Source organism: Mucilaginibacter phenanthrenivorans (assembly GCF_024721155.1).
Lineage (GTDB): Bacteria > Bacteroidota > Bacteroidia > Sphingobacteriales > Sphingobacteriaceae > Mucilaginibacter > Mucilaginibacter phenanthrenivorans.
Genome location: NZ_JAHVAP010000001.1, coordinates 103,125 through 118,358, shown reverse-complemented (window position 1 = coordinate 118,358; position 15,234 = coordinate 103,125). Strand labels below are relative to the sequence as shown.

13 protein-coding genes are annotated in these 15,234 nt (G+C 40.8%); 3 read left to right on the top strand and 10 right to left on the bottom strand.

Going from position 1 to position 15,234, the window contains the following annotated elements:
• Positions 1 to 34: 34 nt before the first annotated feature.
• The 5 genes from guaB to KXD93_RS00590 form a co-directional block, all read right to left on the bottom strand.
• Positions 35 to 1,504: an IMP dehydrogenase gene (guaB, locus tag KXD93_RS00610; protein WP_258134914.1), complete on the bottom strand. Its 1,470-nt coding sequence runs from the start codon at positions 1,502 to 1,504 to the stop codon at positions 35 to 37.
• Positions 1,505 to 1,632: 128 nt separating this feature from the next.
• Positions 1,633 to 1,902, bottom strand: a complete 270-nt coding sequence (locus KXD93_RS00605; protein ID WP_258134913.1) for a Txe/YoeB family addiction module toxin — start codon at positions 1,900 to 1,902, stop codon at positions 1,633 to 1,635.
• On the bottom strand, positions 1,893 to 2,090 hold the full coding sequence (locus tag KXD93_RS00600) for a DUF2683 family protein (RefSeq protein ID WP_258134912.1): 198 nt from the start codon (positions 2,088 to 2,090) through the stop codon (positions 1,893 to 1,895). Before KXD93_RS00600 ends, KXD93_RS00605 begins: the two co-directional genes overlap by 10 nt.
• A gap of 60 nt (positions 2,091 to 2,150) precedes the next feature.
• Complete coding sequence (locus KXD93_RS00595) at positions 2,151 to 3,431, bottom strand: M16 family metallopeptidase (protein ID WP_258134911.1); 1,281 nt, start codon at positions 3,429 to 3,431, stop codon at positions 2,151 to 2,153.
• A gap of 117 nt (positions 3,432 to 3,548) precedes the next feature.
• A complete protein-coding gene (locus KXD93_RS00590) occupies positions 3,549 to 4,790 on the bottom strand; it encodes a M16 family metallopeptidase (protein WP_258134910.1) in 1,242 nt (413 codons plus the stop codon).
• 152 nt (positions 4,791 to 4,942) lie between these two features.
• Between KXD93_RS00590 and KXD93_RS00585 the strand changes: the two genes are divergently transcribed.
• Entirely contained in the window at positions 4,943 to 5,497 is a 555-nt protein-coding gene (locus KXD93_RS00585; RefSeq protein WP_258134909.1) for a HEAT-like fold family protein, read from the top strand.
• Here KXD93_RS00585 and KXD93_RS00580 read toward each other — a convergent pair.
• Positions 5,494 to 5,865: a phosphoribosylpyrophosphate synthetase gene (locus KXD93_RS00580; RefSeq protein WP_258134908.1), complete on the bottom strand. Its 372-nt coding sequence runs from the start codon at positions 5,863 to 5,865 to the stop codon at positions 5,494 to 5,496. The two genes, KXD93_RS00585 and KXD93_RS00580, sit on opposite strands and share 4 nt — an antisense overlap.
• Positions 5,866 to 6,116: 251 nt before the next feature.
• Between KXD93_RS00580 and KXD93_RS00575 the strand changes: the two genes are divergently transcribed.
• Positions 6,117 to 7,580, top strand: a complete 1,464-nt coding sequence (locus KXD93_RS00575; protein ID WP_258134907.1) for a serine hydrolase — start codon at positions 6,117 to 6,119, stop codon at positions 7,578 to 7,580.
• Positions 7,581 to 7,589: 9 nt separating this feature from the next.
• On the opposite strand, the gene KXD93_RS00570 is transcribed toward KXD93_RS00575, so the two are convergent.
• Together KXD93_RS00570 and clpB are read right to left on the bottom strand one after the other, a co-directional pair.
• Complete coding sequence (locus tag KXD93_RS00570; RefSeq protein ID WP_258134906.1) at positions 7,590 to 8,018, bottom strand: SRPBCC family protein; 429 nt, start codon at positions 8,016 to 8,018, stop codon at positions 7,590 to 7,592.
• Positions 8,019 to 8,178: 160 nt separating this feature from the next.
• Positions 8,179 to 10,794 (bottom strand): ATP-dependent chaperone ClpB, encoded by a 2,616-nt coding sequence (clpB, locus tag KXD93_RS00565; protein ID WP_258134905.1) that lies wholly within the window; start codon positions 10,792 to 10,794, stop codon positions 8,179 to 8,181.
• 300 nt (positions 10,795 to 11,094) lie between these two features.
• On the opposite strand from clpB, the gene KXD93_RS00560 reads away from it, so the two are divergent.
• Positions 11,095 to 12,429, top strand: a complete 1,335-nt coding sequence (locus KXD93_RS00560) for a sensor histidine kinase (protein WP_258134904.1) — start codon at positions 11,095 to 11,097, stop codon at positions 12,427 to 12,429.
• Positions 12,430 to 12,802: 373 nt separating this feature from the next.
• On the opposite strand, the gene KXD93_RS00555 is transcribed toward KXD93_RS00560, so the two are convergent.
• Positions 12,803 to 14,380 (bottom strand): tetratricopeptide repeat protein, encoded by a 1,578-nt coding sequence (locus KXD93_RS00555; RefSeq protein WP_258134903.1) that lies wholly within the window; start codon positions 14,378 to 14,380, stop codon positions 12,803 to 12,805.
• Between the two features lie 428 nt (positions 14,381 to 14,808).
• A complete protein-coding gene (locus KXD93_RS00550; protein WP_258134902.1) occupies positions 14,809 to 15,234 on the bottom strand; it encodes a hypothetical protein in 426 nt (141 codons plus the stop codon).

The following is a 15,234-nucleotide window of genomic DNA, read 5'->3' as shown; positions in this document are numbered from 1 at the left end:
TTTCGGACTTTACTGACTTTCGGTCTTTCCCGACTTACCGCGTATAATTCGGAGCTTCCTTAGTAATAGTTACATCATGCGGATGGCTTTCACGCATGCCGGCAGCAGTTATCCTTACAAATTTTGCTTTTTGCAAATCTTCAATAACAGCAGCACCGCAATAGTGCATCCCTGCGCGTAAGCCTCCTATATACTGGTAAACCACCTCAGCAAGGTTACCTTTGAATGGAACACGACCAACTATTCCTTCCGGAACTAATTTGGTAACTATATCCGTTTCATCCTGGAAATAACGATCCTTTGAGCCTTTGTCCATGGCCTCAACAGAGCCCATACCGCGGTACGATTTAAACTTACGACCTTCATATATAATAGTTTCGCCCGGCGATTCTTCAACCCCGGCAAATAATGAACCTGCCATTATAGAGCTCGCCCCTGCAGCTATCGCCTTAACAATATCCCCGGTTTGTTTAATACCACCATCAGCGATAACGGGTACTCCCCTGCCCTCTAATGCCTTGGCACATTCATAGACCGCAAATAATTGCGGAACACCTACACCGGCTACTATGCGTGTAGTACAAATTGACCCGGGACCAATCCCAACTTTTACAGCATCCGCGCCTGCATCAGCAAGCGCTATTGCAGCCTCGCCGGTTGCTATGTTTCCGGCTATCACCTGCAGATCAGGAAATAATGCTTTTACGCTCTTAACCATGTCGATAACCCCTTTTGAATGGCCATGTGCAGTATCAACGGTAATAACATCTACTCCTGCCACAACAAGCGCCTTTACACGGTCGATATTATCGGCAGCTACTCCAACAGCTGCACCAACACGCAGGCGGCCAAACTCATCCTTACAAGCGCTCGGGAAATTCTTGAATTTTTGGATATCCTTAAAGGTGATCAGTCCGCGTAAAACACCATGCTGATCAACAACCGGTAATTTTTCAATTTTATAATTTTGAAGGATCGCCTCCGCCTGGATCAGGTTGGTTCCCTGTGGTGCAGTGATCAGGTTTTCTTTAGTCATCACCTCACTTACCGGGCGGTCCATTTCCTTTTGGAACCGTAAATCACGGTTGGTGATGATACCTTTTAGTTTGTGCTCGCCATCAATGATCGGGATACCGCCAATGCGATACTCCCGCATAATTTTTACAGCATCAGCCACAGTGGATGATTCGTGCAAAGTAACCGGATCCTGGATCATTCCGCTTTCTGAGCGCTTTACTTTACGTACCTCGTCAGCCTGTGCCTGTACGCTCATGTTTTTATGAAGAATGCCGATTCCGCCCGCCTGCGCAATAGCAATTGCCAGTGCCGATTCGGTAACGGTATCCATCGCTGCTGAAATAACAGGAATATTCAGCCGGATCTTTTTTGTGAGCCAGGTGCTTGTATCAACATCGCGCGGTAAAACTTCGGAGTAAGCCGGGAGGAGTAAAACGTCGTCGTAAGTTAATCCTTCGGCAACAAATTTTTGGGGGTCTAATTGCATAGCAAATAATGTGTTTGGAGTTATTATTTGCCGGGCAAAGCTAACAAATTATTTCGGATTTCGGATGTTCGATGTCGGAATTGATGAGGAGATTTGAAAATATGTCAATTTGATGATTTGAAAAAGGGCTAATAATGCCCCCTTAATGAAAGGATATCCAAAATGATAATCTGATCTTTTTCATTTACCTCGTAAACTATTCGATGTTCCTGGGTTATTCTTCTGGACCAGGCACCCGATAAATTATATTTTAAAGGTTCCGGCTTCCCAATTCCCTCGTACGGATTATCCTGTATGGCATCAATAAGTTTTGTTATCTTATTTTGGACAGCCTTATTACCTGACTTCTTCCAATAAATTAAATCCTCTAAAGCTTTTGGAGAATAAATTACTTCCATAAGTCTTCAGTAGCAATCTTTACGCCTTTGCCATTTTTTATATCTTCCCGCCCCTGAAGAATTTTCTCCACGAATTCGGGATCATACGGGCTTTTCTCTGATTTGAAATCAATTTTCAGTGCTTTAATAAATGCTTTCAAAGCAGTTAATTGTTCCTTTGTTTTGGGTTGTACAATCAGCGTTTCCATATTACAAAAATACTTATTTATTCAACCATCTTCAAATCAACAAATCAGCACATCATCAAATTAACACTTCCCTACAATCACTTTATAAAACTTATCAAAATCCAGGTATTTATTAGCCAAATCTTTTAAATGTGTTGCATCAACCGTTTTTATAGCATCCACATACCTGTCGTAATAATCATAATCCAACCCGGCGAAATACAGGTTCTTAAACTTATCAGCATGTGAGAAAACATTTTCAAGGCTGCCAAGTAATGAGCCCAGCATATAATTACGCACAAGTGAAAGCTCTTCTTCAGGGATCAGATCTGTTTTTAGCAGATTAACCTCCTTCTCAATTTCGGCGACTGCCGACTTACAAACATCCGCACCAACTTCGGTAGCTATAAACATTGCCCCCGCGTGCTTTAACGAACTAATGCCTGAGCCAATGCCATAAGTATAACCCTTATCCTCGCGGATATTAGCCATCAATCTCGATCCGAAGTATCCGCCCAGTACGGTATTCAGCACCTGCAGGTATGGAAAGTCGGGGTGATTGCGATTAATTACCGATAAACCCATCCGAATAGCGGATTGTAGGGCATCCGGTTTTTCTGTAAAATAAAAATGCTCCGGCGCAGGGTTAGCTTCCGGTTGACTGGTATCTGCTTTAATTTCGCCGTTTGTCCAGTCCTTATCAAAAGTATCAGTGATCAGCTTTAATATTTCCGGCTCAATTTTCCCGGCAATAAGTATCGTACAGTTAGATGGCTGATACATCTGTTTAAAATGAACCAGCATATCCTCACGATGCAGCGTTTTATAAGTGTCCATATCTGCGCCGAGCCCATACAAGGTATCGCCAAACAAGGCCTTGTTAAAAGTACGGCGTGCAACAACATCGTTCTTTTGCAGGCTCACCTGCAGTTTTTGCTGTTGATTGCGGATGTAAGTGGCTAACTCTTTTTCAGGGAAAATGGAGTCAGTAAGTATATCCTTCAACACAGGCAGTGTATGCTTTAAGTGTTTATTCAAGCTGTAAAGCGTAACCACCGAATTATCATACCCGTAGTCGACCTGCAAAAATGCGCCGTAAAAATCAACTTTATCAGCAATTTGGGAAGCGGTTAGTGAGTTGGTTCCCTCAGTAAGCATGGTGTTTACTGCTACATTAAGCAGAGGCTTTTCCGGGTTAAAACGCTGGTTGCCAAACACCCACTCGATCCTTACCAACTCCTGATCGCCAGAGTTAAAGCAAAATACGTTACAGCCGTTATCCAAAGCCTGGTGAGCCGGGCGTAATAAGTTTATATTATCTATCGCCCTAAATTCCGGGGCTTGTTTTCTATCTATGGTCATTTTTTGTTGTAATGGTTTTAAAGGTTGTAGTTGTTGTAGAGGTTAAGGGCTGAAGATGAGAAATGTTTTTTTAACATTTACAACTTTTACAACCCTTACAACTTTTCCCAACCCTTCTTAACTAACTTCCGCTAAATAAATAAGCGTAGTTGAATTGTCTCTTCTGAATAATTCGTTGGCAAGGTCCTTTATTTTGCCGGATGTTACTTCCAGGTATTTTGCCGTTTCGTGGTTAAGCATGTCTGCATCGCCAAGCAACTCAAATTGCGCCAGGTTCATCGCCTTATCAAGTAACGACATCTCAGAAAATATCATGGTCGATTCGGTCTTATTTTGAACCTTGGTCAGCTCATCAGCCGGGATCTCGATGGTTTTTATTTTCTCCAATTCCTCCCAAATGGCTGCCTCGGCCTGTTCAATACTAATATTTTCAAGCGGCTTGCCTTCAAAAGCAAAAATTCCTTTATCCATGCTGCCTGTCATGTAAGCGTGTACCTCGCTAAAGATCTGTTTCTCCTGAACAAGCCCGCGGTATAAGCGTGACGAATGACCACGGGACAAAACATCCGACAGCAATTCAGCCACATAATAGCTTTCATCTAACCTGTCCCCCATCTGGAACGCGATGTAAATATCATTCAATGGAACTTTTGCAGTGACAGTAGCCCTGCGCTCATCATGCTGCTCGGGCTCCTGCGGCAAGTTGCGGTGATATTTCTCACCTGCAGGGATTGTACCAAACCATTTTTCAGAAAGCTCTTTAACCTGTTCTAAAGTAATATCGCCACCAACAACCATAATGGCGTTTTGCGGATTATAATGTTTTTTGAAGAATGCTTTTACATCTTCAATTTTAGCATCCTCAATATGTTTGATCTCTTTGCCGATAGTCGCCCACTGATAGGGGTGAACTTTATAGATCATCGGGCGCAGCTTCAACCAAACATCGCCGTAAGGCTGGTTAAGGTAGCGCTGCTTAAATTCTTCTATAACTACGTTACGCTGCACTTCAAGGCTTTTCTCGCTAAAAGCAAGGCTCAGCATGCGGTCGCTTTCCAGCCAAAAAGCAGTTTCAATATTTGAAGATGGCAGGGTGATATAATAATTGGTGATATCGTTGCTGGTAAAAGCATTGTTTTCGCCGCCTACGCGTTGCAGGGGTTCATCATAGCTGGGGATATTTACAGAGCCACCAAACATCAGGTGTTCAAACAAGTGTGCAAAGCCGGTTTGCTCGGGGTTTTCGTCGCGGGCGCCTACATCATAAAGAATGTTCAGCACCGCCATTGGAGTTGTATGATCCTCGTGTACAATTACACGCAGGCCATTATCTAAAGTAAATCGGTTGAATTTAACCATTTGTAAATTTTCAATTAACGGAGAGCAAATGTAGAGTTTTTGTTGATTGTTAAAACGTTGTAATGTTGAAAGGTTGTAAAGTTATTGTTGATTTTAATTACCTTGTTGATGACTAAAAACATTAAAATCCGCTTGCAAAATTTAGGTTTATCATGACAAAAGACGAACTTATCGATCAGCTGGTTGCCACATTTGGCAAAACCAAGGTGAACAAGCTAAGTAAAATACTGAAGCAACAAGGCTTTGCACTTCGCGATTTGATTGACCTTACATTTCGTGAGGATAAAACTATCGCATTTCGCGCTGCATGGCTGTTGGAAAATACCTTTTTGATAAACCCGGTGTCTTACCTGCCTGATCTTGATTATTTGCTAACACGATTTCACGAAGTAGTTTATCCGAGTTGTCAGCGGCACTATGCGAAAATCATGATGCACATTACGTCGTCAACGGCACATTACCTTATAAGGGAAAAACTACAGGATACCGACCTGGAACCTGTAGTTGAAAAATGCTTCGACTGGATGATTGATCCTAAAGTAAAAGTTGCCGTTAAAGTATTTTCTGCCGATGTGCTGTTCAATCTTCGCACCCGCTATCCCTGGATCACTGAAGAACTTACCAATCAAATAAAATTCCTGATGCGTAATGGCTCGCCTGGGATCCAATCGAGAGGCAAAAGATTACTGGCTGCGCTGGGAGCTTAATTTGCGATAGTGCCGGTCTCTGCATCGGCTTCTGGTTTGTCGGCACGGTTCAGGTTATCACTCACCTGGTCGTGGTTTAGTTTTGCCAGGATAGCCGATGAACTGGTATTGGCATAAGTACCAAAGGCATTAATCAGCACACCCTTTAAATCATACTTTTTTGAAGTAACTGCGTATACAATAGCATTATCATCAGGATTACTTGCGCCCTCAAAGCGGTAAAATTCATCAATTTCAATATCATCCGCAGTCATGTGAATGTTCTTATCCTTGTCGTCGACCGTATCGCCTTCAAGGCTTAGGTTTTCGGTGTATCCGCGCTTCATCAAGTCGTTAGTGGCTTCCACTAAATTATTATATGTTTTCATGGTGGGTTTATGTTTAAGTGTATTATTTATTGATAACCATAAAAATGGGAGGTTGTTTTTAATGAGGATGATTTGATATTTGCCCCCTATAGGTTAATACATTATGCAGGGTTAATTTATTTAAACCTAAGATGTGATTTGCTGCAACATTTTATTTAGCGCGTGCGTCTAATGATGCATTGTGTATATCTTTATAACGAAATTCCGTCTAATGCCCGTACTATTTTAGTTGATCTAATAAAATTCAATTTATGAAACTAACTTCCTTATCCCTGTCCCTGGCAATTTTATTGTTTGTTAAAACAAACACAAATGCGCAATCTCGCAATGCGGAAGTCGATGATAAAATAAAACAAGTTGAAAATAACCTGATCCCAGACATCCAAACCGGAAACGATGGCCCAACTAATATTACCGACCGGATGGCCATGTACAAGGTTCATGGAGTGAGTATAGCTGTTATACACAATTATAAAATAGAATGGGCAAAAGGATATGGTTTTGCCGATGATAGTTTAAAGATCCCCGTAACCACCCAAACGCTTTTCCAGGCGGCTTCTATAAGTAAGTCAATCAATTCCGTTGGTGTAATGAAACTGGTTCAAGATAAAAAGATCGATCTTTATGCCGACATCAACACCTACCTCACCACGTGGAGGTTTCCTTATGATTCTGTCTCAAAAAATAAAAAGATAAGCGTTGCCAACTTGTTGAGCCATACTGCGGGTTTAACGGTTCATGGTTTTGGAGGATACGAAAAAGGTGAGGCAATCCCTACAATTACCCAGATCCTGGATGGTAAAAAACCGGCAAATTCAGACGCTATCCGCTCTATGTTTGAACCTGGCATCCGGTCCGAATACTCGGGTGGCGGTATTACTATCTCCCAATTAATCGTAATGGACGTTACCCGTCAGCCCTATGACAAATTCATGTACGACAATGTTTTAAAGCCATTTGGAATGACAAGCAGCACATACGCGCAACCACCTGTTAATGTAAAGTCTGAATTATTGGCAACAGCCTATCGTGTGGACGGTTCAGCGATTAAGGGTAAATACCATATTTACCCGGAACAAGCCGCGGCCGGCTTATGGACAAACCCTACCGACCTTTCCAGGTATATTATTGAAACACAATTGGCGTTGCAAGGCAAATCAAACAAAGTACTTAACCAGCAATTCACAAAACTAAGGCTTACTCCATATATCGATAAAAATGCAGCGCTCGGCGTTTTTATAGATAGCCTGCAGGATGGCACAAAATATTTTGGGCATGGCGGCGCAAATGAAGGCTTCCGATGCCAGTATTATGGCAGCCTCGAAGGTGGTAACGGTGTGGTGGTAATGGTTAACTCAGACCATGGAGGCATTATGAACGAAATTGTAAACAGCGTTGCCAAAGTTTACGGATTTACCGGTCTAAACCGCTCGAAAGTAAGAAAGGTAGTTGCCGTTGCCGACAGTGTTTTGCAAAGTTATACCGGCAAATATGAACTCGCACCTAACTTTATTTTAACCATAACCCGCGAGGGAAACAACTTATTTGGACAGGCAACCGGGCAAGGTAAAGTCCAGCTTTTTCCTGAAACACAGAGCAAATTCTTTTTAAAGGTTGTTGATGCGCAAATTGAGTTTATTAAAAACGATAAGGGTATTATAACCAAAGCAACGCTTTTTCAAAACGGAACACGTGACGCTAAAAAAATTGAGTGAAATAAATGATCAATTTTCTTCTACCATTTCCTTCAGTCCTTTAAGTACTTTGTCCCAACCCTTAACAGATTTACCATATCTTTTTTCCGCATCGCCACCGCTACCGACGTCGTCAGTAATCGATAATGTGGTTTTTCCGTCTTTGTAGGTCAGCTTATCAGTTACCGTCGAAAAAGTGGACGAATCGTCGCTGTCATTCTTTAAGTTGTATTGCAACAGCTTTTCAGGCTCAATTTTTAAGATCCTCCCCTTCATCTTTATAGGGATTATCAAAAACATCCTTCCCTCAAAAGTTATCGGGCTCCCCTCCTTCCACGAGGAGATAACTTTGCAGTTAAAAAAATACTTTTTTGTTTTAACGGGATCGGTTAATGCATCCCAAACTACCGAAGGCTCAGCATTTATAGTGATGTCCTTCTTAACAACATACTCTTTCATAGCTCATTGATTATTAAGATTATACCATAGCGATTTAACAATCGAATTGTAGAAATGTGTTAAATTATTCTTAGGGCACATACTCTTAACAATCTGAACCAAATAACAAAGGCCGCCCCATGGGCAGCCTTTGTATCTATATGATGGAGTTATTATTTAATTATACTGCGGCTTCTTCAGCTTTGTTGTCGTTCAGGAACACAAATTGGTTATCAAACATATCCAGCTTTATTTTGCTGTCCTTATCCACTTTTCCGGCAAGGATCTGTTTCGACAGCTCATTCAGAATCCTTTTCTGAATCACACGCTTCAACGGCCTCGCACCAAATTGCGGATCGTAACCTAATTGCGCCAGCCAGTCCAGGGCTTCTTCAGATGCTTCTATGGTAATACCCATTTCCGCCAGCGTTTGCTGTACCTGTTTAAATTGCAGCTTAACAATATCGGTTATCTCATCACGGCTAAGCGGTGTGAACATAATGATCTCGTCTATCCTGTTTAAAAACTCGGGGCGGATGGTTTGCTTTAACAAATCAAACAGCTGATTTTTTGTTTTGGCGACCACTTCATCCCGGTTATCATCATCCAGTTCCTGGAAGTTATCCATTATCAGGTTTGAGCCAATGTTAGAAGTCATGATGATGATGGTGTTCTTGAAGTTCACCAGCCTGCCTTTATTATCAGTTAAGCGCCCATCATCCAACACTTGCAATAAGATATTGAACACATCCGGATGCGCTTTTTCTATTTCATCCAAAAGGATCACGCTATATGGCTTGCGACGCACGGCTTCAGTTAATTGTCCGCCTTCATCATAACCAACGTAGCCCGGAGGCGCTCCTATTAGTCTTGATACTGCATGACGTTCCTGGTATTCCGACATATCAATGCGGATCAACGCACCCTCATCATTAAACAGATACTCTGCCAATGCTTTAGCCAGCTCTGTTTTACCAACACCGGTGGTACCAAGGAATATGAACGAGCCAATCGGCTTGCGTTTATCCTGCAACCCGGCACGACTGCGACGAATAGCATCACTTATCGCTTCAATAGCTTCCTCCTGCCCAGCTACACGCTTGTGCAGCTCGTCTTCCAGACTTAATAATTTCTCACGCTCGCTCTGGATCATTTTTGAAACAGGGATCCCTGTCCATCGTGAAACCACGCCGGCAATATCGTCGGCAGTAACTTCTTCCTTTAGCATCCGGCTATCGCTTTGGTTTTCAAGCAATGCCTTCTTCAGGTCCTCTACTTCCTGCTGAGCCTTAACTATGGTTCCGTAGCGCAGTTCGGCTACCTTTCCGTAATCTCCTGCACGTTCAGCCTGGTCGGCTTCCAGTTTATAATTTTCTATTTGTTCAACCTTTAAGTTGATCCCATCTACCAGGTCTTTTTCTCCCTGCCACTTGGCACGTAAAGAATCGCGTTCAGCAGATAGGTTGGCAATTTCCTCACTTAAGTCCTCTACTTTTTTAGTATCGCGCTCGCGTTTGATTGCTTCGCGTTCAATTTCCAGCTGCATGATCCGGCGATTAAGCTCATCCACCACTTCTGGAACGGAATCCATTTCCAAACGTAATTTGGAAGCTGCTTCATCCATTAAATCGATGGCCTTATCAGGCAAAAACCTGTCAGAAATGTAACGCTGTGACATTTCGACGGCGGCAATAATAGCCTCGTCCTTTATCCGCACCTTGTGGTGGGTTTCATAACGTTCCTTCAGTCCGCGTAAAATAGAGATCGCGTCTGCAGTATCAGGCTCATCCACCAACACCATCTGGAAACGACGTTCAAGCGCTTTATCCTTTTCAAAAAACTTCTGGTATTCGTTTAAGGTGGTTGCACCTATCGCCCTTAACTCGCCACGTGCAAGCGCCGGCTTTAAAATATTGGCCGCGTCCATCGCACCTTCGCCTCCACCAGCCCCAACAAGGGTATGGATCTCGTCAATAAACATGATGATCTCGCCATCAGCCTGGGTAACTTCCTTTATAACGGCTTTTAAACGTTCTTCAAACTCACCTTTATACTTAGCACCTGCAATAAGCGCACCCATATCAAGGGAGTAAACGGTTTTTGTCTTCAAGCTTTCAGGTACGTCGCCCTTGATAATACGGAACGCGATACCTTCGGCGATGGCGGTTTTACCAACACCCGGCTCACCAACCAGTATCGGATTGTTTTTTGTACGGCGGGACAAAATCTGGATAACCCTCCTGATCTCCTCATCACGACCGATAACCGGGTCAAGCTTGCCTGATTCGGCATACTCGTTCAGGTTACGGGCGTATTTATTGAGCGCGTTGTATGTTGCTTCGGCGTTTTGGTCGGTAACCTTGTTATCGCCGCGTAAACTAATGATAGCTTTTTTAAGATCTTTCTCGTTGACGCCATAATCCTTTAAAGCCGAGCTGGTTTTATCGTTTACAGATAAAATTCCCAGTAAAATATGTTCTACCGATACAAATTCGTCCTTAAACTCCTTCAAATAAGCAGTAGCCTTTTGCAAGGCCGAATTTGAATTAGATGATAAATAAACGTCGCTGCCGCTAACCTTTGGAAACGAAGCGATCTGTGTATCCAAAGTCTCGTTCAAACGGTTAAGATTGACGTTTAATTTCTTTAATAAATATGATATTACGTTTTCATCAACCAGCAATAAACCTTTAAGCAGGTGCGCGGGTTCAATTGCCTGCTGCTGGTTCCCTGTAGCAATTTCAGAAGCCTTTTGAACAGCCTCCTGCGCTTTTATGGTAAAATTGTTAAAATTCATGGTTATGTTTTCCTTTTTGTTGTCTGAATCAGAATTTTAGAATTCAAGAATTTTCAAGATGTTAGTCGGATATTAGGGGCACTCTTTTCTCAACCGAACAGGATTCTGTTCATTCTAAAATTCAGCAAATTCTGATTCAGACTAATGGCATCAATTCCCCTGCCATACTTTTCAACCTGCTAAATTGTCGTTCAAAAACAAAACCGACCGCTACTTTGTCACAGCCTTGTAATCTGATATTTGCAGGCTTTAACTTGATTTAAAAATTATATTTTTGCTTAGCCCTAATAATAGTTCACTTTGGATAAACACTTTTTTAAATACTTACCAGGGAAATATAAAAATGCCTACCGAGATTACTACACCAGCCAAAACCTGGCTTCTGTACGTATAGGGAGCATTATTTTCCTGCTATTGAATGTGGTTATCAGGCTATTGTATTTTATTTTCCCATTGAGTCTTACCCGTGCCGAAAACTTTCCTGAGTTTGACATCACCAATTGGGTGTTTATGGGTTCAGCGCTGTTGTTTTATATCATCAGTAATTTTTTGATAGATGAATTTAAGAAAAACAAGAAGGCTACTGCCATAATGTCGCTGTTTGTTTTTTGCTTTTCGCTGTATATTATCGTTTGCGGAATGTTCAGCAGCTTTATTGCTACCGCCAACCCACGCAACGCCCTGATACTTTACCTTATATCGTTAACGGTTATCAGTATCCTTTGCGTTTTCGAATATTATGAAACTATAATTCTCATAATAGCAATCGAGCTATTATTTACTTCGTTATTGATCCACAGCCATACCGACCCTACGGAAATGATCTATAACCAAATGGTTTCCGTCGTTTTACTAGGGGGATTTTATTTAATATCAAGATACTTTTTCTCGTACAAAGCCAATTATTGGATGCAGGTAAATGAGATCCGCGAAAAAAACCTGGAAATTGAACGGGGAAGTGAGTTTAAGAGCCAGTTGCTTGGCACCGTCGCGCATGATCTTCGTAATCCCATCGCTGCTGTTGAAACGCTGGCCATGATGATGGAGATGGAGGATATAGACGCCGACACCCAGGATACTTTAAACCTGATGAAGGCCTCGTGCATCAGGGCGCGCACCATTATCGACGACCTGCTTGAATCAGCCCGGAATGATAATTCCGGTGAGTTCATAACGGTTAAAACCGAACTTAATGAGTTAATCAAACAAAATATAAATGTTTGGAAGATCCAAAAGGAGGCTAAGAATACTATCGAGATACTGAGTTCCATAAATCCGGCCTACGCATTAATCAATCACGAAAAATTCACGCGCGTGTTGGATAACCTGATCGGCAACGCATTAAAGTTTTCGAAGGAAAAAAGCAAGATCGAGATCTTTCTGAGCAAAAAGAATCAAAACATCATTATTGAAATAAAAGATAGGGGCCTTGGGATCCCAAAAGAGATGCTGCCGATAATCTTCACCCCATTCTCAAAGGCCGGGCGTACCGGGTTAAAGGGAGAACAATCCACCGGCTTAGGACTTAGTATTGTTAAGCAGATAGTTGAGAAGCACAAAGGAAAAATTGAAGTAGAAAGCGAAGTGGGAAGCGGTTCGACTTTTAGGATTGTGTTGCCGGAAGAAAAAAATTAATTGTTAAAACTCACCCGGTTCAGCCTGTTTTTATCTTTTACCAGGTTTTTTCCGATGATATAGCTTTTCTTCATACAATTGGAACACCTGTAACGTTCAACAGGGAGCCAAAACAATAATAGCTTTACCAATATAGCCCTTCTGGCCCGATATTCTAAAAAGCCCGATTTACACCTTTTACATTTTTTTGGATTCCCCTGGGTCATAACTATCATGAATTAAAGTTTCATAAAATTAGCGTACAGGCAGGGCAAACTATAATTTTCAAGGTGGACAAAAAAGGGACAAATCTGTTACTTTTTTGATACTGGTAACAGCCGTCGTAATGCTTTAAAGTACTATGATTTAACCGATGGCATTTTTATAAAGGAGGTTATATTTCAGCTATAAATTTTTCTAAGGTTTCATTATCCGGAAGTTCTAATTTTTTTCGCAACCGTTGTTTAGCCTTTTTTATTCCTTCCTGTGTTATACCAAGCATATTTGCCATTTCGCGGTTATTCAGGTTCAGCCTCATTAGTGTTAATAGCCTTGTGTCCGCACCGCTTATGTTGGGATTATGTTTCTTGAGATTAAAGAAAAACCCGGAATGTACTTTTGTAAACAATACTTTAAATTCATCCCAGCTTTTATCTGTCATAATATTTACCGGCATTAATTCCTCCAGTTGATAAACATTGGCTTTGTTTTCCTTAATGCTGGCTAACTGCTGCTTAAACTTCTCTATAAGTTTGTTCTTTTGTTTCAGATTTTCAGTATAGATCTCTAATTCAACAATTGAATTTTTCAACTCGTCATCAAGCCTTTGTTTCTCTATACTTAAAAATTCCTTTTCCTTTTTTGCTTTAAATAATTGCCTGTTATAAATCAGCCCAAATATGATGATCAATAAAAACAGCATCGTAATAATAGCATTCCGCTTAACAAATCCTACTGCTTCATCTGATTTGAGTTTATTAACCAAATTACGGTGCGAATCTATTAAATACATTAACCTCATCCGCTCAAACGCGGCAATGTTTTTCTTGCCTGCCAAACTATCCTTGGCAACTTCCAGCATCTTCCTGTAGCTTACCGCCGCTGCCAGATTTCCGGTATGCTCGTATACGATTGACTTTAACCCATAATATTCAATCCATTGATTTAAAATATCTGATGGACCGTAGGTTATATTATTAATCATATTATTAACAGTGTCCAGTTGCTTGGCAGCCATTTGAATATGACCTGTCTGAACGTTTATTTTTGCTAACCGGAGCAAAGCAATTGCAGCATTTTCAAGTTCATTATATTTTAATGACACGTTGTAATCCCTTCGGATAAAGGGCAGCGCTTTTTGATAATTGTTTTGCATTAAATAAACTGATCCTATATTTCCACCTGCAATCCCTATCCATGCAGTATCCTTGCTTGCAATAGCCAGGTTTAAGGATTTATTTAAGTAATAAAGCGCCTGCGGGAATTGCAGGTATTTTCTATATATTAAACCAATGGAATTGATAGCGCTAATCTCACTGCGTTTATTAGGGGCTTTATATTTAATGGCTTCCGTTAGCAGCAGGTTTGCGTTATAATAGTCTCCTATGTTATAATAAAACACAGCAAAATCATTTATAAAGCTAAAGATGTTTGGAATTTCTTTAAATCCTATGTTACTGAATTTATCATAGGCATCCTGCAAATAAGGGTAAGCACCGGCATTGTTTTTATAGGTATAGTAATACATACCCATTTGATGCAAAGCTATTGCAGTTTCAATTTCCATGTCATTATCTTTTGCAAAATCAATTGCTTCCTGATAATAATTAAGGCCTAGAGAATTAAACCCCCTGTTAACTGAATAATAATCAGCTCTAAGCCCAAAAACAGCCCATTGTAATGATTTGTCATTTAATTGGGCGGCAATGTCATTCAACCGGTCCAAATTCGTCATTGCCATGCCGGCAGTCATTTTCCGGCAGTTATTTTTATAAATCTTAATCGCAAGCTCTGCTCTTTTTTTTTCAGGAGCTGAACTAACAGTATAAAAAATATTGGTTTTGGGTAAATCTGTTTGATAAGTGGATGCTCTTAACCCGCGAACATTAAACAAACAAGTTAAAAGGGATAAAAGAGTTAGTTTTACTATAATACCGGTTTTTATTAAACGGGTGTCACGCAGGAGATTATGCTTGAATTTCACAGTAGAAAACTATAAAAAATCCAATGATTAATAAAATTTAAATTAACTTACATAACGCCCATTTCAAAATAAAAATCGGCTTAAGCATCCCATGTGAGCTTGGTTTTAAAATCGCTAAAAACAAAAATAAAATTAAAGCAACATATAAAACAGGGTGTAATTTATTTTGAAATTTTCCTGCCGGCAGATTAGGGATTTTACAGATCCACCCCGTTTAAATCCTTTACTATTTTTAATGTGCTGTCAAATGTAAACCGGCAGGTATCGGTTTTCAGCACACCTTTTTTATTTTTTGCCTTATATATTAGCCTTACGTCCCAGCCGGTAACAACGTTTTTGTAAGCTTTTTCCTTTTCCTTTATTACTGCATATAGCTCCTTTACTTTTACCGTATCATTAGCATTTGCAAAATGATTAACGCCACGCAAAAGTGCCCTGTACATGGGCGTATCATGAAAAGTTGAGTAAATGCTATCTGGTTTTAAAAACTTAATGGTGTCGACAGACGTAAGGCCAGGATATTGTTTTTTTAAATACGCAACGCTGCTTTGCTTATAATTAACAGGGGATGAGCAACTGAACAAAAACATGGCGGCAACAAAACCAAATAAGATCCTTTTCAT

What these genes read in the sequence shown, in the direction of transcription:
- guaB (WP_258134914.1), bottom strand. Translation starts at nt 1,504, where the DNA reads ATGCAATTAGACCCCCAAAAATTTGTTGCCGAAGGATTAACTTACGAC.
- KXD93_RS00605 (WP_258134913.1), bottom strand. Translation starts at nt 1,902, where the DNA reads ATGGAAGTAATTTATTCTCCAAAAGCTTTAGAGGATTTAATTTATTGG.
- KXD93_RS00600 (WP_258134912.1), bottom strand. Translation starts at nt 2,090, where the DNA reads ATGGAAACGCTGATTGTACAACCCAAAACAAAGGAACAATTAACTGCT.
- KXD93_RS00595 (WP_258134911.1), bottom strand. Translation starts at nt 3,431, where the DNA reads ATGACCATAGATAGAAAACAAGCCCCGGAATTTAGGGCGATAGATAAT.
- KXD93_RS00590 (WP_258134910.1), bottom strand. Translation starts at nt 4,790, where the DNA reads ATGGTTAAATTCAACCGATTTACTTTAGATAATGGCCTGCGTGTAATT.
- KXD93_RS00585 (WP_258134909.1), top strand. Translation starts at nt 4,943, where the DNA reads ATGACAAAAGACGAACTTATCGATCAGCTGGTTGCCACATTTGGCAAA.
- KXD93_RS00580 (WP_258134908.1), bottom strand. Translation starts at nt 5,865, where the DNA reads ATGAAAACATATAATAATTTAGTGGAAGCCACTAACGACTTGATGAAG.
- KXD93_RS00575 (WP_258134907.1), top strand. Translation starts at nt 6,117, where the DNA reads ATGAAACTAACTTCCTTATCCCTGTCCCTGGCAATTTTATTGTTTGTT.
- KXD93_RS00570 (WP_258134906.1), bottom strand. Translation starts at nt 8,018, where the DNA reads ATGAAAGAGTATGTTGTTAAGAAGGACATCACTATAAATGCTGAGCCT.
- clpB (WP_258134905.1), bottom strand. Translation starts at nt 10,794, where the DNA reads ATGAATTTTAACAATTTTACCATAAAAGCGCAGGAGGCTGTTCAAAAG.
- KXD93_RS00555 (WP_258134903.1), bottom strand. Translation starts at nt 14,380, where the DNA reads ATGACTGCCGGCATGGCAATGACGAATTTGGACCGGTTGAATGACATT.
- KXD93_RS00550 (WP_258134902.1), bottom strand. Translation starts at nt 15,234, where the DNA reads ATGAAAAGGATCTTATTTGGTTTTGTTGCCGCCATGTTTTTGTTCAGT.